General features: G+C 60.2%; 23 protein-coding genes. 11 read left to right on the forward strand and 12 right to left on the reverse strand.

All coding sequences use genetic code 11. The annotated features are described in order from the left end of the window. Nucleotides 1-1017 carry a TRAP transporter substrate-binding protein gene (locus M0H32_RS23195; protein ID WP_248158041.1) on the reverse strand — a complete coding sequence of 339 codons (1017 nt, stop codon included), beginning with the start codon at nt 1015-1017 and terminating at the stop codon, nt 1-3. Between the two features lie 115 nt (nt 1018-1132). Between M0H32_RS23195 and M0H32_RS23200 the strand changes: the two genes are divergently transcribed. From M0H32_RS23200 to M0H32_RS23210, 3 genes are all read left to right on the forward strand, one after another. Beyond that, on the forward strand, nt 1133-1582 hold the full coding sequence (locus M0H32_RS23200) for a MarR family winged helix-turn-helix transcriptional regulator (RefSeq protein WP_248158042.1): 450 nt from the start codon (nt 1133-1135) through the stop codon (nt 1580-1582). Nucleotides 1583-1687: 105 nt separating this feature from the next. Continuing rightward, the gene (locus M0H32_RS23205) at nt 1688-4849 is read left to right on the forward strand and encodes a 2Fe-2S iron-sulfur cluster-binding protein (RefSeq protein ID WP_248158047.1); all 3162 of its coding nucleotides are present in this window, start codon (nt 1688-1690) and stop codon (nt 4847-4849) included. Between the two features lie 306 nt (nt 4850-5155). Beyond that, nucleotides 5156-5539, forward strand: coding sequence for a hypothetical protein (locus M0H32_RS23210; RefSeq protein ID WP_248158049.1), 384 nt, complete (start codon nt 5156-5158; stop codon nt 5537-5539). A 213-nt stretch (nt 5540-5752) separates the two neighbouring features. Here the strand turns inward: M0H32_RS23210 and M0H32_RS23215 are convergent, their stop codons facing one another. From M0H32_RS23215 to M0H32_RS23225, 3 genes are read right to left on the reverse strand one after another with little or no spacing between them, the layout of a single operon-like run. Next, entirely contained in the window at nt 5753-6496 is a 744-nt protein-coding gene (locus tag M0H32_RS23215) for a maleate cis-trans isomerase family protein (protein WP_248158051.1), read from the reverse strand. A gap of 9 nt (nt 6497-6505) precedes the next feature. After that, entirely contained in the window at nt 6506-7672 is a 1167-nt protein-coding gene (locus M0H32_RS23220; RefSeq protein WP_248158052.1) for a M24 family metallopeptidase, read from the reverse strand. Then, nucleotides 7669-8820, reverse strand: a complete 1152-nt coding sequence (locus M0H32_RS23225; RefSeq protein ID WP_248158054.1) for an amidohydrolase — start codon at nt 8818-8820, stop codon at nt 7669-7671. Before M0H32_RS23225 ends, M0H32_RS23220 begins: the two co-directional genes overlap by 4 nt. 123 nt (nt 8821-8943) lie before the next feature. Between M0H32_RS23225 and M0H32_RS23230 the strand changes: the two genes are divergently transcribed. Then, nucleotides 8944-9393: an Lrp/AsnC family transcriptional regulator gene (locus M0H32_RS23230; protein ID WP_248158056.1), complete on the forward strand. Its 450-nt coding sequence runs from the start codon at nt 8944-8946 to the stop codon at nt 9391-9393. Nucleotides 9394-9669: 276 nt separating this feature from the next. On the opposite strand, the gene M0H32_RS23235 is transcribed toward M0H32_RS23230, so the two are convergent. Beyond that, complete coding sequence (locus M0H32_RS23235; protein WP_248158058.1) at nt 9670-10134, reverse strand: Lrp/AsnC family transcriptional regulator; 465 nt, start codon at nt 10132-10134, stop codon at nt 9670-9672. Nucleotides 10135-10235: 101 nt separating this feature from the next. On the opposite strand from M0H32_RS23235, the gene M0H32_RS23240 reads away from it, so the two are divergent. Together M0H32_RS23240 and M0H32_RS23245 are read left to right on the forward strand one after the other, a co-directional pair. Continuing rightward, nucleotides 10236-11285, forward strand: coding sequence for a pyridoxal-phosphate dependent enzyme (locus M0H32_RS23240; RefSeq protein ID WP_248158060.1), 1050 nt, complete (start codon nt 10236-10238; stop codon nt 11283-11285). A gap of 419 nt (nt 11286-11704) precedes the next feature. Continuing rightward, nucleotides 11705-12172: an ABZJ_00895 family protein gene (locus M0H32_RS23245; RefSeq protein ID WP_248158062.1), complete on the forward strand. Its 468-nt coding sequence runs from the start codon at nt 11705-11707 to the stop codon at nt 12170-12172. Between the two features lie 148 nt (nt 12173-12320). Here the strand turns inward: M0H32_RS23245 and M0H32_RS23250 are convergent, their stop codons facing one another. Beyond that, nucleotides 12321-12554 carry a hypothetical protein gene (locus tag M0H32_RS23250; protein WP_248158064.1) on the reverse strand — a complete coding sequence of 78 codons (234 nt, stop codon included), beginning with the start codon at nt 12552-12554 and terminating at the stop codon, nt 12321-12323. A gap of 344 nt (nt 12555-12898) precedes the next feature. Here M0H32_RS23250 and M0H32_RS23255 point away from each other — a divergent pair, with 344 nt between their 5' ends. Continuing rightward, a complete protein-coding gene (locus M0H32_RS23255) occupies nt 12899-13384 on the forward strand; it encodes a DUF992 domain-containing protein (protein ID WP_248158066.1) in 486 nt (161 codons plus the stop codon). A gap of 86 nt (nt 13385-13470) precedes the next feature. Continuing rightward, nucleotides 13471-14055, forward strand: a complete 585-nt coding sequence (locus M0H32_RS23260) for an exopolysaccharide biosynthesis protein (protein WP_248158068.1) — start codon at nt 13471-13473, stop codon at nt 14053-14055. A gap of 80 nt (nt 14056-14135) precedes the next feature. Here the strand turns inward: M0H32_RS23260 and M0H32_RS23265 are convergent, their stop codons facing one another. Further along, nucleotides 14136-15065, reverse strand: coding sequence for a PRC-barrel domain-containing protein (locus M0H32_RS23265; protein ID WP_248158069.1), 930 nt, complete (start codon nt 15063-15065; stop codon nt 14136-14138). Between the two features lie 113 nt (nt 15066-15178). After that, nucleotides 15179-15364, reverse strand: coding sequence for a PLD nuclease N-terminal domain-containing protein (locus M0H32_RS23270; protein ID WP_248158070.1), 186 nt, complete (start codon nt 15362-15364; stop codon nt 15179-15181). Nucleotides 15365-15532: 168 nt separating this feature from the next. On the opposite strand from M0H32_RS23270, the gene M0H32_RS23275 reads away from it, so the two are divergent. After that, on the forward strand, nt 15533-15703 hold the full coding sequence (locus M0H32_RS23275; protein WP_248158071.1) for a DUF1328 domain-containing protein: 171 nt from the start codon (nt 15533-15535) through the stop codon (nt 15701-15703). A gap of 310 nt (nt 15704-16013) precedes the next feature. Here M0H32_RS23275 and M0H32_RS23280 read toward each other — a convergent pair whose 3' ends face one another. From M0H32_RS23280 to M0H32_RS23290, 3 genes are all read right to left on the reverse strand, one after another. After that, a complete protein-coding gene (locus M0H32_RS23280) occupies nt 16014-17318 on the reverse strand; it encodes a DUF2254 domain-containing protein (RefSeq protein WP_248158072.1) in 1305 nt (434 codons plus the stop codon). Nucleotides 17319-17425: 107 nt separating this feature from the next. Then, nucleotides 17426-17980 carry a sigma-70 family RNA polymerase sigma factor gene (locus M0H32_RS23285; protein ID WP_248158073.1) on the reverse strand — a complete coding sequence of 185 codons (555 nt, stop codon included), beginning with the start codon at nt 17978-17980 and terminating at the stop codon, nt 17426-17428. Then, complete coding sequence (locus M0H32_RS23290) at nt 17977-18300, reverse strand: NepR family anti-sigma factor (protein WP_248158074.1); 324 nt, start codon at nt 18298-18300, stop codon at nt 17977-17979. The genes M0H32_RS23285 and M0H32_RS23290 overlap by 4 nt, the downstream gene beginning before the upstream one ends. A gap of 81 nt (nt 18301-18381) precedes the next feature. Between M0H32_RS23290 and M0H32_RS23295 the strand changes: the two genes are divergently transcribed. Then, nucleotides 18382-19179: a response regulator gene (locus tag M0H32_RS23295; protein ID WP_248158103.1), complete on the forward strand. Its 798-nt coding sequence runs from the start codon at nt 18382-18384 to the stop codon at nt 19177-19179. A gap of 131 nt (nt 19180-19310) precedes the next feature. Here M0H32_RS23295 and M0H32_RS23300 read toward each other — a convergent pair whose 3' ends face one another. Next, nucleotides 19311-19508 (reverse strand): CsbD family protein, encoded by a 198-nt coding sequence (locus tag M0H32_RS23300; protein WP_248158076.1) that lies wholly within the window; start codon nt 19506-19508, stop codon nt 19311-19313. Nucleotides 19509-19684: 176 nt separating this feature from the next. Here M0H32_RS23300 and M0H32_RS23305 point away from each other — a divergent pair, with 176 nt between their 5' ends. Further along, on the forward strand, nt 19685-21487 hold the full coding sequence (locus M0H32_RS23305) for a sensor histidine kinase (RefSeq protein WP_248158077.1): 1803 nt from the start codon (nt 19685-19687) through the stop codon (nt 21485-21487). The last annotated feature ends 137 nt before the right edge of the window (nt 21488-21624 follow it).

Below are 21624 nucleotides of genomic sequence, written 5' to 3' on the forward strand. Positions count from 1 at the left end.
TCAGTTGGCGCCAAGGGATGTGACGATGGCTTCGGCGTCCTTGCCGATTTCCTCGCTCTTGTCGTTCAGGATGGCCGCGATCGCCGGCTTCATGGTGTCGCGGAATTCGGCATCCGCGGCGGCATCGATTTCGATCAGCTCGACCCCGCTGTCGGCGGCGAGTTTCAGCCCGGCCTGGCCCGCCTCGTAAAAGGCCTTGGCGCCCTTGAGGCTGATCGCCCTGCCGGTCAGCTTGTCCAGCGCCGCCTTCTCGTCCTCTCCAAGGCTTTCCCAGCTCTGCTTGTTCATCAGCAGATAGAAACTGTCGAGCGCGGAGGGAATGTTGGTGGTGACGTATTTGGCCGTCTCATGGAGCTTGTAGGAGCGAATGCCGGACGGGCCGATCATGACGGCGTCGATGACGCCGGTGTTCATGGCGTTAAAGACATCTGTGGTCGGCATGGAGACAGGAATGCCGCCCCAGGCCTCGACCAGCTTGGCCATGACCGGGTTCGGCGTCCGGACCTTCAGGCCTTTCATATCCGCCATGGAGCGGACCGGGGTTTCGCGGGAGATCAGCACGGACGGATTGTTGGCCCACAGGCCCAGCAGCTTGGTCTGGGCATATTCGGCTTGGAACAGCTCGATATTGTCCCAAAGCGCATTGGTCGCGGCGGTGCCGTTGGCAAAAAGGCCAGGGATATGGACAAGGCCTGTCGTGGCAAACTGCCCGGGCGTGTATTCGGGAATGCCGAAAACGATGTCGGCGACGCCGGTCACGACCCGCTTGTACTGCTGGACCGGGCCTTTGCCGAGCTCGCCGGACGGATAGATCCTGATGGTCAGTTCGCCATCCGTGGCGGCCTTGATGTCCTCCGACAGCGGCGTGATCACGCCCTGGTCCATCGGATGCATGGACGGCATGAAATGGGCCGCCTTCAACTCGGTCGCACCAGCGGTCTGAGCGCAAAAACTTGCGGCCGCAACGGCGAGCGCGGCGGCAATCCCGGTCACCGCGGACCTTGATTTCACAAACATATTCTCTCCTCCCCCGAGGTGATTTACATTGGTAATTAACTTTAGTAATTATCATTGTTAACTGATTAGAAGAGATGGGCCAACGTGAGTCAAGCCCATTCACGCGGAGTGCACGATGGCCACGGAATACACGCTTCACCAGAGGATCGGCTTCAAGGTGACTCACCTCGCCCGGATCATGGAAAGCCGCCTGGAAAAGCAGCTCTCCGTGCATGGCGTCACCAGGCTGCAATGGTGTGTCCTGCGCGGTGTCGGGCTGGAAGGCGTTACCTCACCCTCGCAGCTTGCGGATTACATCCGGATCGCCAGGCCGGCGGTTTCAAGGCTGCTGAAGTCGATGGAGGAACAGGGGCTGGTGAAGCGCAAAGGGCTTGATGACGACAAGCGGTTCACCGAGGTCGAGCTGACCGGCCTGGGCCGTGAAAAGCTGAGCGCGTGTCATGGACTGGTGCGGGAATTGAACCAGCATTTTTCCGAAAAACTGGATGCGGAGACCTATGAGGTCTTCATGGCTGCGATCGACCGGTTGACCGATGGCGAGGATGTGCAGCTGACCCGGCTTTGACGGGGACGGCAACAGAAAACGAGAGGCGGTCCTGAAGGCCGCCGGGGGGACATAGTGAGGCTTTTTTCGGACAAGAACCGGCCGGTTCACTTGGGACCGTTTCCGATGGAAAGGCTGGCGCGGCAGGCGGGCCCCGTCCTGCCGGCGGATGTGCCGGCCTTCGAGCCCCTGGTCTTTTCCAGGCCCGGCCGGCCGGAAAACATCGTCAATGCCATGACCGAAAGCCAGGCCATGCTCGATGCCGTTCGCGATGGTCTTGTCAATGGCGCAAAAGCGGAGATCCCGGAGGATCTGGTCGAACGGCAGAACCATCTGAAAGCCTTCGGCTATTTCTCCGATGTCTCGATGGCGGGAACCTGCGCCTTGTCACCGGCCGCTCTTCTGGAGAGGCCCGTGCGCAATCCCGACATGGAGCGGCTGGCCGAGAAGCTCAGGACCGGACAGCACAAGTCGCTGGCGTCCGGCATTGAGATGATCATGGCGGATCTGCGCGATGCCATGAACGCGCCGGAAAAATCGATCAGGCATCATCGGCACGCCCTGGTGTTCATGGTCCAGACACCTCGGCCTGTTCGCCCGGATGAACCCGGCTTCGACTGGCTGGAGGGGGCGGAGCGGCATCGATCCGCGCTGAGGGCAATGGAAGTGGCTGTGGTGCTTGCCCAATACATCCGATTGCTTGGCTATGAGGCGCGGGCGCATGGATTGTCCGCGTCCGATGTCGACCTGAATGTGCTGGCCGTTGCCTCGGGACTTGCCAGTGTTGAAGAAGGTCAGCTGCGGAGCCCCTACCTTGGCGACCGCTTCGCCCTTGCCGTGGTGACCACAGATTTGCCGTTCGCGCATGACCTGCCGTTGAAGCCGCTCGCCGATCAACCCCGGTGGAAGACCCACGGTCCAGCCTGGAAAGCCGGCTACCGGACCGCCAAGAGTGCCGGCAACCTGGACCCTTATGAAAAGCGCCGCTTTGTCGATGGCGCGCATCCGTTCGAAACGCTGAAGCGGGTTGACGAACCGACCACCTTTATCGACGAGGCGCGCGTACCGCGCGTGCCCAAGCGCACGGACATGTTCGCGCGCTCGCTTTTCGGGGATCTTGGCAAGAAGGTCCAGCAGGCCTCGACCAATGGTCAATATGTGCGCAAGTCGGCGCCATCCATGGCGCAGCGGCGGGCGCTGGGGGCCTTTGTGCTGCTCCAGGATGGCGACCCGGGTACCGCCAACCCGGTTCGCTCCGATCCTCTGGAGAACGCGCAAAACCTGAAGGCCATGTCTTATTTTCTCGGTGTCGACGCGGTCGGTGTATCCCGCTGCCCGGACTGGACCTGGTATTCCCATGATGCCGCCGGTGCGCCAATCGATCCGCCGCACGATCAGGCGATTTCCATGGTCATCGACCAGGGCTACGAGACCATGGAAGGGGCGTCGGGCGACGACTGGATTGCCGTGTCCCAGTCGATGCGCGCCTATCTCCGCTTTTCCATACTGGGCTGCATCGTCGCGCAGCAGATCCGCAATCTCGGCTACAAGGCCAAGGCGCACACGGTGATCGACGGCGAGGTGCTGCAGCCGCCGCTGCTGCTGCTGTCCGGCCTGGGCGAGGTCAGCCGGATCGGCGAGGTCATCCTCAATCCGTTTCTGGGGCCGCGCCTGAAGTCCGGCGCGGTCACCACCACCATGCCGCTTGCCCATGACAAGCCGATTTCCTTCGGCCTGCAGAGTTTCTGCGAGGCGTGCAACAAATGCGCCCGCGAATGCCCGTCCGGGGCGATCACCGCCGGGCCGAAGCTGATGTTCAACGGCTACGAGATCTGGAAATCCGACAGCCAGAAATGCACCACCTACCGGATCACCAACGAAGGCGGCGCCATGTGCGGGCGCTGCATGAAGACCTGCCCCTGGAATCTGGAAGGCATCTTCGCCGAAGCGCCGTTCCGCTGGGCTGCCATGAACCTGCCCAAGGCAGCGCCCTTGCTGGCGAAGCTGGACGACATGGTCGGCAATGGCGAACAGAATCTCGTCAAGAAATGGTGGTGGGACCTGGAACTCAGCGACGACGGCGCCTACCGGCGGGCCTCGCAGCCGGTCAACGACCGTCCGCTGCAGAAGGATCTCGATCTGAAATTCGAGGATCAGACCCTGGCCGTCTATCCCGCCACGCTGGCACCCCATCCCTGGCCGTTTCCCTATCCGATGGACCGGGAAAAGGGCATCGAAGCCTACCAGGCGCTGATCACCGCAGAAGAATACAAGGCACGGCTCGCGCGCGGCGACACGAAAGGCCTCGCGCATGAATACCGCATCGACGGCGACGCGCCGGTGATCCAGGTGCAGATCGTCAAGGCGGAGGCGATGACCGGCGACGTGAGCAAATACGAGTTCGCCTCTTTTGACGGCGCGCCCTTGCCGGACTGGACCGCCGGCGCGCATATCGACATCGTGGTGGCGCCGGAATTCCTGCGCCAGTATTCGCTGTCCGGAAACCCCGCTGATCTGACGCGGTACCAGATCGGGGTGCTGCGCGAGCCGAATGGGCGCGGCGGGTCGCAGCTGCTGCACAGGATCTTTACCGAAGGCCGCAAGATCTTTATCTCCAGGCCGATCAACCATTTTCCGCTGGTCGAGACGGCCCGGCGCAGTTTCCTGATGGGGGGCGGCATCGGCGTCACCCCGATGATCGCGATGGCCCATCGGCTTCATGCCATCGGTGCCGATTTCGAGCTGCATTACTCCTGCAGCACAAGGGCAAGCGCCGGATACCTCAAGGACCTGGCAAGCTTTCCCTGGGCGGACAAGGTGTATCGCCATTTCAGCGACGAGGGCACGCGCGCGGATTTCGACAAGGTGCTGGCAGGCTACCGGCCCGGCGATCACGTTTATTGCTGTGGCGCGGTGCCTTATATGGACGCGGTGATGGCGGCGGCGGAGAGATGCGGTTTTGCCGAGGACGAGCGGCATCTGGAATATTTCAACGTTCCGGAAATGCCGGATTACGAGAACCATGCCTTCACGCTGAAACTCGCCAGGTCTGGGCTGGAGCTCGAAGTCGCGGCGGATGAAAGCGCGACGGATGCGCTGGCGGCCCACGGTATTCATGTGGACGTCAAATGCTCCGACGGCATTTGCGGCGTCTGCAAGTGCGGTCTTGTGGCCGGTGAGGTGGAGCACCGGGATTTTGTCCTGTCGAAAAAGCAACGCGAGACAGCGGTCATCCTGTGCCAGTCCCGAGCCGCCGACGCTGGAGGCGTGATCGAGGTCGATCTCTGATCTTGCCAATGCCTTGGCGTTGAAGTTTCGCCCAAGGCGCTGACCGGAAGGCAAGCGACCGATCTCTTCCGGCCCGCTGAGGTCTTGGTCAAACGGATCGTTCCTGTCCGGAAATGATTGCGATCGCAGCCAAAGTCTCATCGACATCTTGGGAAGATCAGACCTCGCGCCAGACTGTTATGCAGCCTGGCAAAACCTTGACCCGGCGTCTGGCCTCGGCAAGAACAGGATATGGGGCACGGTTGATCGCTCCGGAGTTGGGCGCGCGGCGGGGAGCCCTGGCCGGGGAGCGCACGGGAGAAAACAATGTGGATTTTGGCCGCATCGGTTTTGGGCGCGCTGGCCGGTTGCCTGATCGCACCGTTGCCTGCCTCTGCGGACGAGCCGCCTTACGTCTCCGGCCGGATTTACGAGGAGGTGGAGACCACCTTCAATTGCATCGAATTCTCCGATGCGCGGATCATCGCCTCGCTCATGGAGGCGGATGTCGAAGTTGATGTTTTCGCCACGGCGGCCAATGCTTCCACCTGTTACGAGGTAAGCGGAATGGTGCACGTCCCGGAACAGGAACTGACGACGGAGTTGGAAACTCTCCATGTATTGAAGACTTATCAGTTCAATGAGGGGCGGAAGTCGCCTAAACCGCACTATCTGATCTCGGAACGCAATGTCGTGAGCCCAGCGAACTGACATCAGGCAGGACAAAAGGCAAACATGTTCCAGCTGTCATCGGATCAGGGAACCAATCTTGTCCTTGTGAGCATTCCCTTTGATCCGGCCCAAGCGTCCATCCGCTTTTTCTGATCAGCCGGCACGGCGACGCGGTCAGATTGCGGCGGTCGGCGTATTGAGATGCCGGAGCGGGGAGATGCGTTTACAGCGACCAGCCCGCCAAGAAACGGTTCACGCTCTGAACAGGGCACCAAGACCCGGCTGGGGATCGTCGACCCCGGCGAGGTGCAGCATGTGCCAGGCGAGCGCCTGGTTGCTGCTGATGACCGGAACGCCGGCTGTCCTTTCGATGGTTTCCAGAATGCTTGCGGTCCTGAGACTGGTGCAGGAAATCACGATGGCGTCGCAAGGAGCTGCCGCGGCCACGCGTTGCGCGGCGGCAGCGATCGCACGCTCCGAAATCCGGGAAACAATCCGGTCGTTGCCTTGTTCAAAGGAGCCGAACCCCGCGATGTCAAATCCGGCGTCGATCAGCCGCTGCTGCATGCGCATGGAAACTTCAGGCACATAAGGCGTGAGGAAGCCGAGACGGGTGGCCTTCAGACAGCGTCCGGCCGCGATGATTGCGGATAGCGGGTCGGTGACCTTGGCGTCCGGAAAGACGGTGTTGATGGCGCGGGCCACGTTTTCGGATCCGATCACCGTTGAAGCCGAGGTGCAGCCATAGCCGATCACATCGAAATCCAGCGACGACGTGAACAGCCGGGCTGCTGCCGGCAGGTCCTGCTCCATTCTGGCGAGCGTGTCCGAACTGACCTCGGGAACCATCGGAATGCGGCTGTGATAAAGCGCGATGCCGTCGAGCGCCATCATCCTGGCAAATTCCGGTTCCAGCGTCTCGTCGGTTTCGAGCACGATCACGCCCATTCTTGCCCGTGAACCACTCCCGGCGTCGGTGTCGAACTCCAGCTTCATGGCATGTCCTCAGATGACGGGAAGGGCGCGTTCCGCGCGCTCCGACAGCAATTCGGCGCCGTCCTTCCGCACAACAATGTTCTCTTCGTGGACCATCAGGCGGCCGTCGCCATAGCTCAGGGACGGTTCCAGAGTCAGAACCATGTTTTCTTCAATGACGGTCTCGTCGAAGGCGGCATGCGACGGCCATTCCGTGAGCTGCATGCCAAGTCCGTGCCCGAGCCGGCCGATATCGCCGCCCTGGTTGTCCAGTTCCGCAATCACGGCCTGCATGGTCCGAAACAGTTGCCGGCAGGTGGTTCCCACCCGTGCCGCCTCTATCCCTGCCTCGGTCGCGCGCCAGAGGACGTCATAGGCGCGGCGGCTGGCATCGTCGGCCGACCCGATGGCAAAGTTGCGGTCAAAATCGCAATAATAGCCATCCCAGACAGCGCCGGTGTCCAGCATCAGCACGTCGCCACGGGCCAGCGGCCGGCGCGACGGCGGAGAAATCACATCGCGGTAACCGCCCCGGTCCGCGCCGCCGACAAGATAGGGAACATCGTCCGCGCCTTCGGCAAGGCCTTCGCGGCGGAAAGCGCGAAACAGCTCCTCCAGGGGCAGGCCCTCGTGTGCCAGCTCGGGAACTTTCGCAAAGGTGCGCGAGCCGATGGCGCAGATATGCGCGATCTTTTCGATTTCCCGTTCGGACTTGATCATACGCAGGCCCCGAACCAGCCCGGTCGCGTCGACAATGGCAAGGTTCGGCAGTCTTGCCATCAGCCGCTCGTAATCGCCGAGCGGCATGCGCAGCGAGGTCTCGTGGCCTTTCATCACGCCAATGGGCTTTCCGGCTTCGGCCAGAGGCGCAAGCAGGTCTTCCAGCAGGCTGAGGCCGTCGTCGTCGGGGCAGGGGGCACTCCAGGTGCGGATATCGTCCAGCCAGGTTCCACGCATCAGTTCCGCACCGATTTCCGGAATGACGGCAATCGGCTTTCCGGAAAGCGGAAGAAACAGAAACCAGGGCCGGGTCGGGCTTTGCCAGAAGAGCGTGTGAAAACCGCTGAAATAGCGGACCTCTGCCTCGCTCATCAGCAACAGGCCCGCCAGACCGGATGCCGCCATTCGCGCCTGTGCCCGCTCGGTGCGAGCCGCGAACTCCGCCTCGGGAAAACCGCGCTCTGGAAACCCGGTCATTGTTCGCCCTCACGCGAGGGGAGCCGGTCACGCACCAGCTCTTCCCAGAACCTTGCGCCGATAGGCAGCAGGGCATCGTTGAAATCATAGTCGGACGCATGCAGCGGTTGGCTGTTGGCACCGGTCTCACCGTTGCCCATCAGCAGGAAACATCCGGGAACGGCCGCACTGAAATGGGCAAAGTCTTCTGAAAAACTCATCGGCGGGCGCTCCCTGACGGTCTCGCAACCAGCTGCTGTTCCGGCACGGTAGACCGCCTCTGTCGGGGCCTGTGCGTTGATCGTTTCGATGAATTCCGTCGCGCAGTTCACAGTCACGGACACGCCATGGGCGGCGGCAACGCCATCGGCGATCTGGCGCATGAACGTTTCAATGGCGCGCCGGTCTTCCGGCGACCGGGCCCGGTAGTCGCCTTTCAGGGTGGCTTGTCCGGGCAGGACGTTGCGCTGGCCGTCCGTCAGAATCTCGGTGACGGAGACGACGGCGCCGGCGGCGGGGGGGAGCTTTCGAGCGACGATCGTCTGAAGGGCAAGGACAAGCTCCGAGGCCACGGTGATCGCATCCACGCCGGCCTGCGGCATGGAAGCATGGCCGCCGCGGCCCTGGACCCTAATCTCGAACAGGGTTTCGCTGTTGCAGATGATGCCGGATCGTGTGGAGACCTGACCGACGGGTGCTCCCGGCAGGTTATGGATCGCGTAAATCTCTTCGACCGGGAACCGCGTCAGCACGCCTTCGTCGATCATGGCCTGAGCGCCCAGACCATGTTCCTCGTTGGGCTGGAACAGGAAAACGACCGTGCCGTCGAAATCGGGGGTTTCGGCGAGCCGTTCCGCCGCACCCAGGAGCATGGTCATGTGGCCATCGTGGCCGCAGGCATGCATGACACCCGGTGTCTTGGACACATAACCGTGCGCGGAGGTCTCGGTGATCGGAAGCGCGTCCATGTCCGCGCGCAAGGCGATGGCGCGATTGCCGCGGCCATTGCGCAGAAGGCCGACGACACCCGCGCCCACATGGACCTCCAGTCCGAGCGCTTCCAGCTGGCGGGCAATCTCGCGCTTCGTCCTGTTTTCCTGAAATCCGAGTTCAGGGTTGCGGTGAAAATCGCGCCGCCGCTCTGTCAAACGCTGTTCAAACGTTTCCATGAGTCCGCCTCCCGTTTCTTCCTCTTCTATCTACACCGTCCCGCTGGCGGTCAGGAGTAACTTTCTAACTGAAGTGCGATGAAAAAAATTGAACAAGGAACAACTCGCGACTAATTTCGGAAAATGGACGACAAGGATCTGGAAATCTTGCGCCTGGTACAGCGCGATGCCCGCCTGACCGCCGATGCGATCAGCCAGGATGTCGGCCTGTCGCCGCCGGCGGTGCAAAAGCGTTTGAAGCGGCTGCGCGAAAGCGGCGTGATCGAAAGGGACATTGCCGTCCTGTCGCCCGCCAAGCTTCAGCGCGACATGACGATTATCGTCGATGTCATCCTCGAACGCGAAAGCCGCAGTCACCTGGACGCGTTCAAGCGCAAGATGCGCAACGCGCCCTGCGTCCAGCAGTGTTACTACACAACGGGGGAAGCGGACTTCACGCTGATCCTCACCGTCCGCGACATCAAGGAATACGAGCAGTTCACGCAGGACCATTTCTTTGACGAGTCCAACATCAGCCGCTTCAAGACAGCGATCGTGATGGACAGGGTCAAAGTGTCCCTGGACGTGTTGTAGGGTCAGGACCCATTCATTTGGGTGAAATGGTAGGGATGAATTTGTTCGGATACGAGGCGCAAAGCTGCAGGAAACCGTCCGGTTTCCAAAGATTTGCAACGACGTTGCCGGGCAAATTCACCCTATCCCGGAGGGACGCAAAAACGGCTTTGATTTGCTGCGTCAAACCGCTTAACCGGGCAGGAAGCCCGCTTTTCGCGCTTTTCCTTGCAACTCGTTGCCGTTTGTTGCGCCATTTCGATCAAATGAATGAGTCCTGACCCTAAGTCTTTCCACTCAAATCGGCAGGCTGAGCCCGACCTTTGTCCGCTCCATGGTCACGGATGTGCGAAAGCGCCGGACATTGGAGTTCTCGAAAAAAAGCCTGTGCGTCAATTCTTCAAAATCCTGCATGTCGCGCGCCGTGCAGATCAGAATGAAATCCGCGTCCCCGGTCACGTAATAGCATTGCTGCACCTGAGGCTCGGCCCGCGCGAGCTTGCGGAACATGTCCAGCTGCTGAAGGCTTTCGCGCTCCAGTTCGACCAGCACGATCAGGGTCATTTTGAAATCCAGCCGGGCTGCGTCCAGAATGGCGACCTCCTGCTGGATGATGCCTGTTTCCTTTAACCGCTTCAGCCTGCGCTGGACCGAGGGAACGGACAAACCGCATTCCTCGGCCATTGTTTCAAGCCCGATCCGGCGATCTTTTTGCATTAGTCGCAGGATCGTGCGATCCGCATCGTCCAAATTGTCATCCATGATGTGAATTCTCGAATCTTTGGCTCGGTTCGGTAAATTTGGTCGAGTTTATCCGTGATTATGAAAAAATCAAATCATGTTGAAATGCTATATCAAATGGCATGAAACATACAGATTTGCTCGATTTTGCACCGGATTTCCAGCGCGCCCAGGCTTTCTTCGAGGCGCAGGAAACCTACGCGGTCTCACCTCTGCGGCCCTTGCTGGCGCCGGGCGGACATTGCTTCTGGGCCAAGGATGAAACCTCACGCATGGGGCTCGGAGCGTTCAAGGCACTTGGCGCACCTTACGCGGTGTTCCGGCTGCTGAGCGACGCATGGTTTGCCAGGACCGGAGAGATCCTGACCTCTGCGCGCCTCAAGGATGCGGACGTGCGGGCTCTTTCAGCGACCCGGACCTTCGTCTGCGCCAGTGCCGGTAATCACGGCCTCGGCGTTGCCGCAGGCGCCCGGAGCGCGGGTGCCAGGTCGCGCATCCATCTGGCGAGGACCGTCCCGCAGAATTTCGCGGAGCGTCTGCGCGCCTTGGGTGCGGAGGTCGTGTGGTCCGGGGACGTCTATGACGAAAGCGTAGAGGCGGCAAAAGCCGATGCGGATCGCACTGGGGCAATTCTGTTGGCCGACGGCACCTGGCCCGGTTACACCGAAATCCCGAAATGGGTGATGGAAGGCTATTGCGTCATTGCCGAGGAGCTGCGTGCCGCCTTCGAGGCGTCCAATCACTGGCCGACGCATGTTTATCTCCAGGCGGGTGTCGGCGGTCTAGCCGCCGCAATGGCGCATATGATCCGGCTGAACTGGGCCGTTCAACCCGAACTCGTCATTGTTGAACCCGAGGCGGCGGCCTGCCTCCAGGCAAGCCATCAAGCCGGCCGGCCGACCCGGGCCGACGGGCCGGACTCGAACATGGGCCGCCTGGATTGCAAGGAGCCCTCGATCGTTGCCTGGCGCGTGCTCGAGCGCTGCAACGTGAGCTACCGGACACTCAGCGAAGAAGATGGCGCGGCTGCAGCCGAAGCCATGACCGGCCTCGGCATCGCCACCACGCCGTCAGGCGCCGCCGGGTTCGGCGCCCTGTGCACCCAGATCCCCGACATACCAGCCGGCAAGGACTTCATCCCCCTTGTCATCATCTCAGAGGGGCCCGCCTGAGCGGGCCGGGAAGTTCGTTTCCGAAGATGACAAGAACGATGCCCTGGGCAACTTTACCAAGACGCTCCAAACCGCCATCTTCAACAGGCCGTATTGGGAAGTGATCAAGGGACGCTGCCGTTCTTCGTGATCCTGTTCCTGATGTCGGTCCTGCTGGTCTATTTCCCCGGCATCGCCTTGATGCTGCGGGACCTGGCCGCGCTTTGACAGGCCCGGACTGGGTTTCCCTGGGAAACCCAGTCCGGTATTGGGTCTCCCGCAGGATGCCGGTCATCGAAACTGCAACTTAAGATTTCAGACCTATAGGTCTTTCTGCGGGCTCCGGGATTGCTGAATTCAGGAAACCAGCTCGCGATTGTGCGCTTGGGGCGGTTGTGCCCAGGCGGATTGAGGTGCGTTTGAGAAGGCCGGGGGCTGTTGTGCAGAAAAGCGTTGGATTGATTAGATTTGCGTTGGTTTTCACTGGATACATGATCGCAATGGGCATCGTCAGTCTTGCGCTTGAGTATTTCACGGGCGTCAGCCTGAGCGGAACTGTGAATCAGATTGTTTCGGTGATGGGGGCTGCAACGGACGCGGGGCAAAGATTTTACAAGACTTACGAGGTCGTTCCTGACGCCGGTTTCGCCTGGAGCGCCTCCTTTCAGATGACGCTCGTGGAAATCGCCATTTCCGTGGTTCTTGGCGGCTTGTTCATCTGGGCTCTCGTGTCCGAGGGTGAACTTGCGAACGGCGTTGGCCCGCTGTTGACCTTCTTGGTGCCGCTGATGATCTTCATGTTTGCGATTTCCTGGGTCCTGAAACGCTACATGTTCGTCAGCGGTGCTCGCCGCGCCGAAAAGGTGCAGCTTAAAAAACAGGAAAAGAGCCGCGCGGTCTTCGAGTGACGGCTGAAGGTGTTCCGACGAAAAAGCCGACGGCCGCCTTGTGAAAAAAGTGAAGGCGGCTTCGTCGGTGGTTTCTGGCCCGGTCAGGATTTTGCGCGGCCAGAGACCTTCGTGACAGGCTGGCCGTTGAAGGCCCGGCGGCTTCGCGTCAGGTAGACGCGAAGGTGACCTTCACGCCGCGCTGGCGAAAGTAGGCTTGGAGCAGCTTGCGGCCGGACCGGTTGTTCTGGACAAGCTTTGTCGGATCCAGGACGGCCTCTTTCAAGCCTTCGTTCTTCAACGCCGCCTTGAGAGCCGCGATGTGCAGGTCAATGTCTTCATTGTCCGCCTGGAGGGAGTCGTAAACGCGGTTCGTCGCGTCCGCTACGGTCAGTTCGCTCACTGGTGCATTCCCGATGTTGTTTTGACCGCGCTTACCACATTATTGAGCCCGACACCAAAGAGAGTTGGCAGGGAGAAACCTGGTCGGCCGAACTGTGCCTCGAAGACACATGGGAAGACGGGCGTTGCGGGGACCTGCTCCCCCGGCACGCGGATCAGGTTTCTGCCTGGCTGGTTGTTCAAGCCGGTGTTTCATCATCCTCAATCCGAAAAATTTTCGGAACTCTCCGGCGCCCCGGCCGTTTGCCGGACATCTCGACACCGACACTGTCGGACAGTCGGGGGCCGAACAAAGGTCTGGCTGCCGGACCGTGCTCGGTCTGCAGAAAACACAAGGAGATTTCGATGAAACGCTTCGCCACACTTGCCCTCGCGCTTTCTGGTGCAACCCTGGTCGCCGCCAATGCAATGGCGGAAGACAAGGGGGCCGGCATCAAGGTCGGTACGCTGACCTGCGCCGTGGAAGAGGAAACGAATTTCGTTGTGGGCTCCAAGGCGACTTTGAACTGCACCTATGACCCGGCCAATGGTGGCAAGGCCGCCTATTACACCGGCACCGTTTCCGACTTCGGTCTGGACATCGGCACCACCAGCGATGCCACGCTTGTCTGGGGCGTTATTGCCCCGGCTGCCGATATGGAAACAGGTGCACTTGAAGGCAAGTATGGCGGTGTCACCGCCGGCGCAAGCCTGGGGGCGGGCCTGAAGGCCAATGCCCTGATCGGCGGTTTCGACAAGTCGATCGCGCTGAACCCGGTCAGCCTGGAAAGCCAGACGGGCACCAACTTCACGCTCGGCGTGACCAGCCTGACCCTTCGCTCTGTCAGCTAACGATATCCGCATAAGAATGGAACAGGGTCGGCTTTGCCGGCCCTTTTCCTTTTCCGGCTAACCAATAGGGCCAAAAGAGACCGATCATGCCTGAAACGCACAGTCCAACCATTGAAGACGTCCTGACAGCCTGGGGCGAGGAGGTGCAGGAGGGGCCGTCCAATGTCGGCTCTCTCATGCGCGCGGCAGGCAGCCGGGCAGCCGGCCCGATGCTGTTTCTCCCGGCTCTGGTGATGGTGTCGCCAATCGGCGCCATTCCCGGAGTGCCGATTGTCCTGACCACGGTGATCGTGCTGGTCTCGGTACAAGTGCTGGCCGGGGCTTCGTCCCTGTGGCTGCCGGACGTTCTTGTCCGGCGCGGCATACCGGAAGACAAGGTGCAGAAGATCATTGACTGGCTGCGGCCCAAGGCCGCCTGGGCTGACCGGTATCTGGGGCGAAGGCTGGCCTTCCTCGCCGGCGGTGCGATGGCCCGGGCCATCGCAGGTCTCTGCATGGTGCTTGCGGTGCTGGTGTATCCGCTGACGCTGTTTCCCTTCGCCGTTGCCCTTCCGGGCGGCGCCATTATGCTCCTGTCCCTGGGGTTGCTGACACGGGATGGTGTGGTGACACTGCTTGGCCTCAGCCTCGCTGGCGGTGCAATCTGGGCCGGTTTGACTGTTCCGCTGTGACGCAGCGCCTTTAATCTGTCGAGAAGGCACAAAAAACGGACCGCAGTTTGCGGCCCGTCTTTTTTGTCTACCGGATTGGCTCATCCCTTGAGGGTCAAGCTCTCCGGACTTTCCTTGTAGGCAGCCGGTTCGAAAGGTGCCGCCTCTTCGAGTTGTTCCTTGCTGAAGGGAGCCGTCACCAGCAGGGCGCCGTTTGTGGTCTCGTAGATCCGCAGACTGTCATAGGACACGGCGACCGGCTTTTCACCGAAGCCAAGGAAACCACCGACGTAGATGACAACCGCCTGGGCCTTGCCTTCCTTGCCGAGCAGGATCTGCGAGATCTCACCAATATCGACACCCTCACCCGTGTAGACGGCGGCGTCGATCAGGGCCTCGGTCGAAATCGTGCGGGTGTTGACTTCGGTCTTTTCCGCGGTCCAGTCGCTGGCGACGGTGTCTTCGATGCGCTTCTTCACCGGATCGACGGCTTCCGTCTGCACGGTTTCATAAGTCTCTTCGGCGCGCTTGGAAATTTCGTTCATCTCCTCGCGAACCGTTTCGGTGCTCATCCAGTCCGGAATGTAGTCCGGGCGTTCGAAGGACGCGGCCTGTTCGAGTTCCGCCCGGGAGGCATCGCTTACGATGGTGAATTGGTCGTCGCTTTCCGTCACGAATGTCAGACGGTTCATGTCGACTGCGACTTCCTTCTCACCTATGCCGAGAAAACCGCCGACGCCGACAATAACGGCGCGGACCTGACCGTCGCGGCCGATGATGACATCATTGATGTCGCCGATTTCCTCGGCATCGTCCGCTTCACCGGTCATCACGGCTTTGCCGATCATGTTGGAAGCCAGAAATCCGGTCGTTGCGCTCGGTGCCAGAGTGTGGAATTCGAACTCATAGACGCCGTCGGAAGCACCGGTTTCAGCCTGTGTAGCGGTCCCTGTGGCGGCCGTATTGCCGGCAATTGCGGTGCTCGAAACCATAGCAACGATAGCAGTTGTTGTAAGGAAATGACGTAGCATAATTGTTATCCTTTCGAATTTTTATTCGAGTTTATTGGATGCAATATGTAAACAAATAAAATTGCAGTTGGTTCCATAAAAAATACGCGCCAGAGGCGCGTATTTAATAAGTATTATGCAAGCCGGCCTGAACTGCGCGGTCCGGCGAGGAGCCAGACGATGAAACCGATCAGCGGGAAGATCAGGATGCCGAGAACCCAAAGGGCCTTGGCTCCAGTGGAAGCGCCGCTGCCGAGGATCTTGATCACGGCAACCACGTCCAGGATCAGCACCAGCAAACCTAAAATTCCATATTCCATGATGAACCTCCGAGTGGGAACTGCCTTGCAAACGGCCTGACTCGCAACCTGGTTCCGTCGTTCAGAGGGTTTTTCTGAAAGATGGTTTGGTGGAAATTTTGAGAAAACTTCGGAACCAAAAAAACACGCGGGCGTTTATTGTTCGTGATGTCAATCTTGGAGGTAACGATGCTTTCCTGGGCAATTCTTTTTCTGGTCGTTGCATTGGTGGCGGCCGTTCTGGGTTTCGGCGGTATTGCCGGAACCGCGGTTTCGATCGCCAAGCTGATCTTCTTCGTGGCAATCGCCCTGTTCCTGATTTCGGCGGTTATGCACGCCATTCGGGGCCGAAGGGTCTGATTATCCTGAGCTGACTAAAAAGGGGCGCCTTGAGCGCCCCTTTTTTAGGGTCAGGACTCATTAATTTGATCGAAATGGCGCAACAAACGGCAACGAGTTGCAAGGAAAAGTGCGAAAAGCGGGCTTCCTGCCCGGTTGAGCGGTTTGATGCAGCAAATCAAAGCCGTTTTTGCGTCCCTCCGGGATAGGGTGAATTTGCCCGGCAACGTCGTTGCAAATCTTGGGAAACCGGACGGTTTCCTGCAGCTTTGCGCCTCGTATCCGAACAAATTCATCCCTACCATTTCACTCAAATTAATGGGTCCTGACCCTAGTGCGTTCTTTTCAGAAAGATCCGGTGGGCGGACCAAAGCTGCTGTGCGATCTGGGCCCGGTCCGGTTTGCTTGCGAGCGCCTGGCTTGCATCCATGGCAATGTCCAGCAATTGACGTTTGAGCAGGGGAAGATGTTCCTGCCTGCACACATGCGCCATCTTGCCGATGGCCTGGATCAGGTGATCCAGCACCAGCACATTTGCCCTGGCGGATTGCCTGAGCGGGCGCAGCGCGCCGGAGACGATGTCATTGACTTCGAGAAGGTTCAGCCAGACCCGTGGCGTGCCGTCGTCGTCGCATAGCAGCGCGGAGGGGGCACCGCGCTGCAGGATCCTTGCGAAACTCGCGGACAGGTGATCGATCGCGCTGATCGCCGTGTAGGAATCGTTGATGCCGGGGGAGAGTGCCCTGAGAGCAATTTCGACCATAAGATGGACGGAAAACTGGATATCGCCCTCAGGCGCGCGTGCCTTGCCGATCCGGAAGGCTTGAGGGAGGTCTTTTAGATCCGGTTTATCGTCCGCGGTTCTGACCTCGGCAATCGGCATGCCCTCGATCACGAAAGTGCCAGGCAGGACCAGCACTTCGACAAAGCCCTCGCAGCTTCGCGCGAAACCGGCGAGGCGATCGCTGTCGATCAGGGTGACATAGCCGCTTCTCTTCGCCGTCACGGATGTTGTCGGCAGGTCGGGTATCTCGTCCCGGTCATTCGGTTTTTCGCGGGGTTCGCTCGCCAGCAGGATATCGATGGAGTGACGCAGCGAAGATTGGATACGGCCGATTTCCGCATCGACCCGGATCCGCCCAGCGACGTCGTTAACGAAATAGACCAGCCAGAAAAAGCTGATCGCTGCCAGCACGACTGAGAAGCCGACCGAGACCCGGACCTCGCGCCCGTCATCGACCACGAACAGGACAAAGAGCGCATAGAGGAAGGTCGCTCCCAGCAAGCCGATGGTGATCTGTGTGGTGCGGTTGCTGGCAAAGGTTTCCAGCAGCCGGGGCGAGATGTTGCCGGCAGCGAGTGTGAACACCACCAGGGTCAGGGAATAGACCAAGCTGATCACCGACATCATGGCGCCGGCGATCGTCGAAAGAACGGACCGGGCCCCTTCGACGCTGATGGACTCGTAGCCGAGCGCCTCGAAGAGTGGTGTCAGCAGTTTCAGATCGTCGACAGAAAGCGCCAGGATCGCCAGCGCAGCGCCGAAAAGCGCAATGCAGACAGGGATGAACAGGAACCCCTTGATCAGCCTGTAAAGTGCTTGTTCCCGAACACCGTCCTGATAAGCAAGTGGCATTCCATTTCCCGCCGGTTAGAGCATGTCGCTACAATGTCTGAAAAAGGCCTGGTGCCGGCACATCCCCAAAGTGGGATGAGCCGGCGCAGGAAGGGCGTGGAATACACTCAAACGGAGAGCGCGTCCTGGATAAGCGCGGCCGATTCCGCGACCGCGACCTCGGACCGTTCAAACGACTCCTGACCGCTCATCAGTTCTTCCAGACGCAGGCGGGCCCGGGACACGCGGCTTTTGACCGTGCCGATCTTGACGCCGAGGATCTCCGCGGCTTCCTCATAGGAAAAACCGCTGGCGCCGATCAGGATCAGGGCTTCGCGCTGGTCGTCCGGCAACACCTGGAGGGCACTTAGGAAGTCCTTGAGTTCGAGATGTCCGGCCTGTTGGGGCTGGCTCTCCAGCGTCGCGGCATGTTCGCCGTCAGGATCGGCCACCTCGCGCTGCATCTTGCGGCCGACGGAATAATACTGGTTGCGCAGGATGGTGATCAGCCAGGCGATCAGGTTGGTGCCTTCGGTGAACTTGTCCTTGTTGGCGATCGCCTTGGCAAGGGTCTCCTGGACGAGGTCATCGGCGCGGTCCCTGTCGCCGCTGATCGAACGGGCGAAGGCTCGCAGGCGCGGAATGGCCTCAACGAGCTCCTTCTTGAACTGTGCGCCGCTCATTCCGCGGCCTCCTCGTCAGCGTCCTGTTCCGAAACTTCCTTGTCATCCAGCGCGGAAAGCAGCTCAAGCATGTCATCGGGAATGTCTTCCGACAAAGCTTCGTCATAGACCTGCTTCAGCTGGCTGCCGATCCAGTCTTCTTTGCTCTTCGCTCCTGCGGCCGGCCTGATAATGCCGAAATCGGGGGCGGGCCGGTTGGGTAATGTCTTGCTTGCCATTGCGAATTCCTGAAATTCTGGTTTAGGACACGGTCCGGGATTTGTGGCGTAAACGCGGCGGCGAAAAAAAAGTTCCGGCAGTATGGAACTTTTTTTTGCCAAGTGCATTTCCCTCCTACGCGCCCGCTCCAACCGCGAAACTTTGCGGCTAGGGCAGACAGATTGAGGAAGTTTTGAATGTCCATGAGCCTTTCCAAGGAAGTTGCCCCCCTTCTGCCCTATCTGCGCCGCTACGCCCGGGCTTTGTCCGGGACCCAGAAAAGCGGGGACGCTTATGTCCGGGCCTGCCTGCAGGCGCTGGTCGCCGACCAGTCGATCATCGATACTGACGACGGTGTAAAAATCGGGCTTTACCGGCTGTTCCACGTGCTTTGGAACGCCACGGTCATCCCGCCGGCCGCGGATGACGGGACGGCTTCGATTTTTGAACAGACCGCCCAGCAGCGGCTGGCGTCGATGGCGCCGGAGAGCCGGCAGACGCTGCTGCTGTCGACCCTTGAAGGGTTTTCAATTTCCGAGACTGCCCGCATCATTCAGAAAAGCGAAGATGATGTTAGTCAGCTGATCAAGGATGCGATTGACGAGATCGACCGTCAGACCAAGACCGACGTCCTGATCATCGAGGACGAGCCGCTGATCTCGATGGACCTGACACATATTGTTGAGTCGCTCGGCCATGATGTGACAACGGTGGCCCGCACGGCGTCCGACGCAATTGTTGCGGCAAAAGCCAATCCTCCTGGTCTCGTGCTGGCCGACATCCAGCTGGCCGACGGGTCATCGGGTATCGACGCGGTCAAGGAAATCCTGGCGGAAATGTCCGTGCCGGTGATTTTCATCACGTCGTTTCCGGAGCGTCTGTTGACAGGAGAACGACCCGAGCCGACCTTCCTGATCACCAAGCCGTTCAATCCCAATACGGTCAAGGCCGGCATTAGCCAGGCTCTGTTCTTCAAAGGGTCCGACGCGGTCGCCGCCTGAGGCGGCCGTTCTGTGGGGCGTGTGGCATGGATGGGGCTTTCAAGCCGGCACTTGTGGTGCGCGGGCTAAAGATGCGTAACGCATCCGATCATCGGGGCGAAGGGAAGGCGGGGATCACCCGCCTCCTGTCTTCAATGACGTGCCATCCAGGCATCGATTTCCTTCTCCGCTTCTTCGCGGGTCTTGCCGTATTTCTGCTGGATCAGGCCGGCCAATTCCGTGCGGCGGCCGTCAACGCGGTCGATTTCATCACCGGTCAGCTTGCCCCACTGGGCAACCGCCTTGCCTTTGAATTCCTTCCAGTTGCCTGCGATTTGGTCCCAATTCATCTGTCCAATACTCCTTTGTTGTCAGACATGGGGAAAACGGCGGGGCGGGCGGAAAGTTCCAGGGTAAGGCAACGAATTCCGATCAACATGTCCGTCCGTGGCAGGAACCTTCCCGGTGATGTGCCCGGTGCGAGGGACCTCTTTTTCAGACATCCGGAGAATGGAGCCGGCACCGCATGACTGACCTGTTGCACTACCTGTTTGGCGCGGCCTCCTTCATGCCGCATGGCTATTGCCTGTTGTGGCGGCCGGACCTGGTGGCCATGCACGCGATCTCGGACGGGGTGATCGCGCTGGCCTATATCGCCATTCCCGCCGCCATGCTGACCTTCCTGCGCAGGCGGCCGGACATCAAGGGGAACAGCCGCAAGATCGGCTACCTGTTCATCGCCTTCATCCTGGCCTGTGCCGTCACTCATTTGAGTGCGCTCATGACATTGTGGTGGCCCGCCTACGGGGCGCAGGGCTTGGTCAAGGCGATGACGGCGGTCATTTCGATCATGACGGCGGTGGTTGCCTGGCAGTTGCTGCCCAAATTGCTGGCCATCCCGTCGCTGCAGGATCTGGAGCGGGCCAATGACCTGCTCAAGGTGGAGAACATGCAGCTGAACAGCGAGGTCGGCAGGAGCCAGAGCGAGCTCAACCGGATCACCGACAGGTTCGAAACCGCGCTGACAGGATCCAACATCTCAGTGTTCTCCCAGGACAGGGACCTGCGCTACACCTGGATCCACAATCCAAGGTTCGGGTTCGAACCGGGTGAAGTCATCGGCAAGAGTGACCGGGACGTGCTCGACAGCGAGACCGCCGAAGAGGTGGTCACTCTGAAACGCCGGGTGATGGAGACAGGTGAATCCGCTTCCACCTATATCGCATTGGAAAATGACGAGACGGGAACGGTGTTTCTGGACCTGATCGTCCATCGGACGACCGATCTGAACGGCAAGACCGACGGCGTCCTGTGCACCGCCGTCGACATGACGGAGAAGAACCTCTACGAAATCCGGCTCGCCTCCATGGCAACGCAGCTGGCGGAAGCGAACAAGCGTTTCGAAAAGGCTCTCGCCGGGTCCCTGATCACCGTGTTTGAGCAGGACCGGAACCTGACCTATCTGCACGTGATCAATCCTCCGCCGGGATTGAGCGCGGAACACTTTGTCGGCAAGACCGACCGGGAGCTGTTTTCGGAAGAAGACCAGTTGAAGCTGATCCCGGCGAAGCAGAAGCTGATCGAAACGGGCGAAAGCACGGTTCTTGAGGTCGATGTCGACATGGACGGCACGCAGAAGAATTACAACGTCCGGCTTGATCCGGCGATTGACCGGGAAGGCCGGGTGACCGGGGTCATCGGGACCGCGGTCGACCTGACCCACAAACGCGAAAACGAACGGCAGATGCATCTGGTGATGCGCGAGCTGACCCACCGCTCGAAAAACCTGCTTGCGGTCATTCAGGCGATGGCGCGGCAGACCGCGGCACGATCGGACAATACGGAAGATTTCGTGGAAAGCTTTTCCGCGCGCCTTCAGGCAATGGCCGCGAGCCATGATCTGCTTGTGTCGCAATCCTGGTACGGCGCGGATCTGCGGGAACTTGTCCTGACCCATCTGGGGCAGTCCATCGACCCGGGCAGTTCCCAGATCGAGGTCCGAGGCGACACGCGGTCGATTACGGCGGATGCGGCCCAGAACCTGGGTCTCGCGCTGCATGAATTGACGACCAACGCCGCCAAATACGGCGCGCTGTCGGTGATCGACGGCAAGTTGACCGTGTGCTGGGAACAGGTCGGGGAAAACATCCGGCTGACCTGGACAGAGACCGGCGGGCCGGAAGTGGTGCCGCCGGAACGCAACGGGTTCGGCCGCATGCTGCTTGAACGCCTGGTGGGGCCGTCGCTGGACGGAGAGGTCACCATCGAGTTCCTTCCCGAAGGTGTCCGCTGTGTGATCGAGTTTCCTTCCAGGCACCTGTCAGGCTGAACCGGGAAACCGGGTTTCCGCATCAGCCGCCGGCATTTGCATGCCGGCGGGGGGACAACTTCCTTTCGTCCTGTGCACCTGGATCTGCATCCAGGGTTGCCAATGCCTGGTCAATCTCCCGGAGCATTCTGGTCCGG

The sequence above is a fragment of the Roseibium sediminicola genome (assembly GCF_023156505.1).
GTDB classification, from domain to species: Bacteria; Pseudomonadota; Alphaproteobacteria; order Rhizobiales; family Stappiaceae; genus Roseibium; species Roseibium sediminicola.

What these genes read in the sequence shown, in the direction of transcription:
- M0H32_RS23210 (WP_248158049.1), top strand. Translation starts at nt 5,156, where the DNA reads ATGTGGATTTTGGCCGCATCGGTTTTGGGCGCGCTGGCCGGTTGCCTG.
- M0H32_RS23215 (WP_248158051.1), bottom strand. Translation starts at nt 6,496, where the DNA reads ATGAAGCTGGAGTTCGACACCGACGCCGGGAGTGGTTCACGGGCAAGA.
- M0H32_RS23240 (WP_248158060.1), top strand. Translation starts at nt 10,236, where the DNA reads ATGAAACATACAGATTTGCTCGATTTTGCACCGGATTTCCAGCGCGCC.
- M0H32_RS23285 (WP_248158073.1), bottom strand. Translation starts at nt 17,980, where the DNA reads ATGAGCGGCGCACAGTTCAAGAAGGAGCTCGTTGAGGCCATTCCGCGC.
- M0H32_RS23260 (WP_248158068.1), top strand. Translation starts at nt 13,471, where the DNA reads ATGCCTGAAACGCACAGTCCAACCATTGAAGACGTCCTGACAGCCTGG.
- M0H32_RS23265 (WP_248158069.1), bottom strand. Translation starts at nt 15,065, where the DNA reads ATGCTACGTCATTTCCTTACAACAACTGCTATCGTTGCTATGGTTTCG.
- M0H32_RS23230 (WP_248158056.1), top strand. Translation starts at nt 8,944, where the DNA reads ATGGACGACAAGGATCTGGAAATCTTGCGCCTGGTACAGCGCGATGCC.
- M0H32_RS23295 (WP_248158103.1), top strand. Translation starts at nt 18,382, where the DNA reads ATGAGCCTTTCCAAGGAAGTTGCCCCCCTTCTGCCCTATCTGCGCCGC.
- M0H32_RS23225 (WP_248158054.1), bottom strand. Translation starts at nt 8,820, where the DNA reads ATGGAAACGTTTGAACAGCGTTTGACAGAGCGGCGGCGCGATTTTCAC.
- M0H32_RS23255 (WP_248158066.1), top strand. Translation starts at nt 12,899, where the DNA reads ATGAAACGCTTCGCCACACTTGCCCTCGCGCTTTCTGGTGCAACCCTG.
- M0H32_RS23300 (WP_248158076.1), bottom strand. Translation starts at nt 19,508, where the DNA reads ATGAATTGGGACCAAATCGCAGGCAACTGGAAGGAATTCAAAGGCAAG.
- M0H32_RS23235 (WP_248158058.1), bottom strand. Translation starts at nt 10,134, where the DNA reads ATGGATGACAATTTGGACGATGCGGATCGCACGATCCTGCGACTAATG.
- M0H32_RS23275 (WP_248158071.1), top strand. Translation starts at nt 15,533, where the DNA reads ATGCTTTCCTGGGCAATTCTTTTTCTGGTCGTTGCATTGGTGGCGGCC.
- M0H32_RS23220 (WP_248158052.1), bottom strand. Translation starts at nt 7,672, where the DNA reads ATGACCGGGTTTCCAGAGCGCGGTTTTCCCGAGGCGGAGTTCGCGGCT.
- M0H32_RS23195 (WP_248158041.1), bottom strand. Translation starts at nt 1,017, where the DNA reads ATGTTTGTGAAATCAAGGTCCGCGGTGACCGGGATTGCCGCCGCGCTC.
- M0H32_RS23280 (WP_248158072.1), bottom strand. Translation starts at nt 17,318, where the DNA reads ATGCCACTTGCTTATCAGGACGGTGTTCGGGAACAAGCACTTTACAGG.
- M0H32_RS23270 (WP_248158070.1), bottom strand. Translation starts at nt 15,364, where the DNA reads ATGGAATATGGAATTTTAGGTTTGCTGGTGCTGATCCTGGACGTGGTT.
- M0H32_RS23200 (WP_248158042.1), top strand. Translation starts at nt 1,133, where the DNA reads ATGGCCACGGAATACACGCTTCACCAGAGGATCGGCTTCAAGGTGACT.
- M0H32_RS23305 (WP_248158077.1), top strand. Translation starts at nt 19,685, where the DNA reads ATGACTGACCTGTTGCACTACCTGTTTGGCGCGGCCTCCTTCATGCCG.
- M0H32_RS23205 (WP_248158047.1), top strand. Translation starts at nt 1,688, where the DNA reads ATGGAAAGGCTGGCGCGGCAGGCGGGCCCCGTCCTGCCGGCGGATGTG.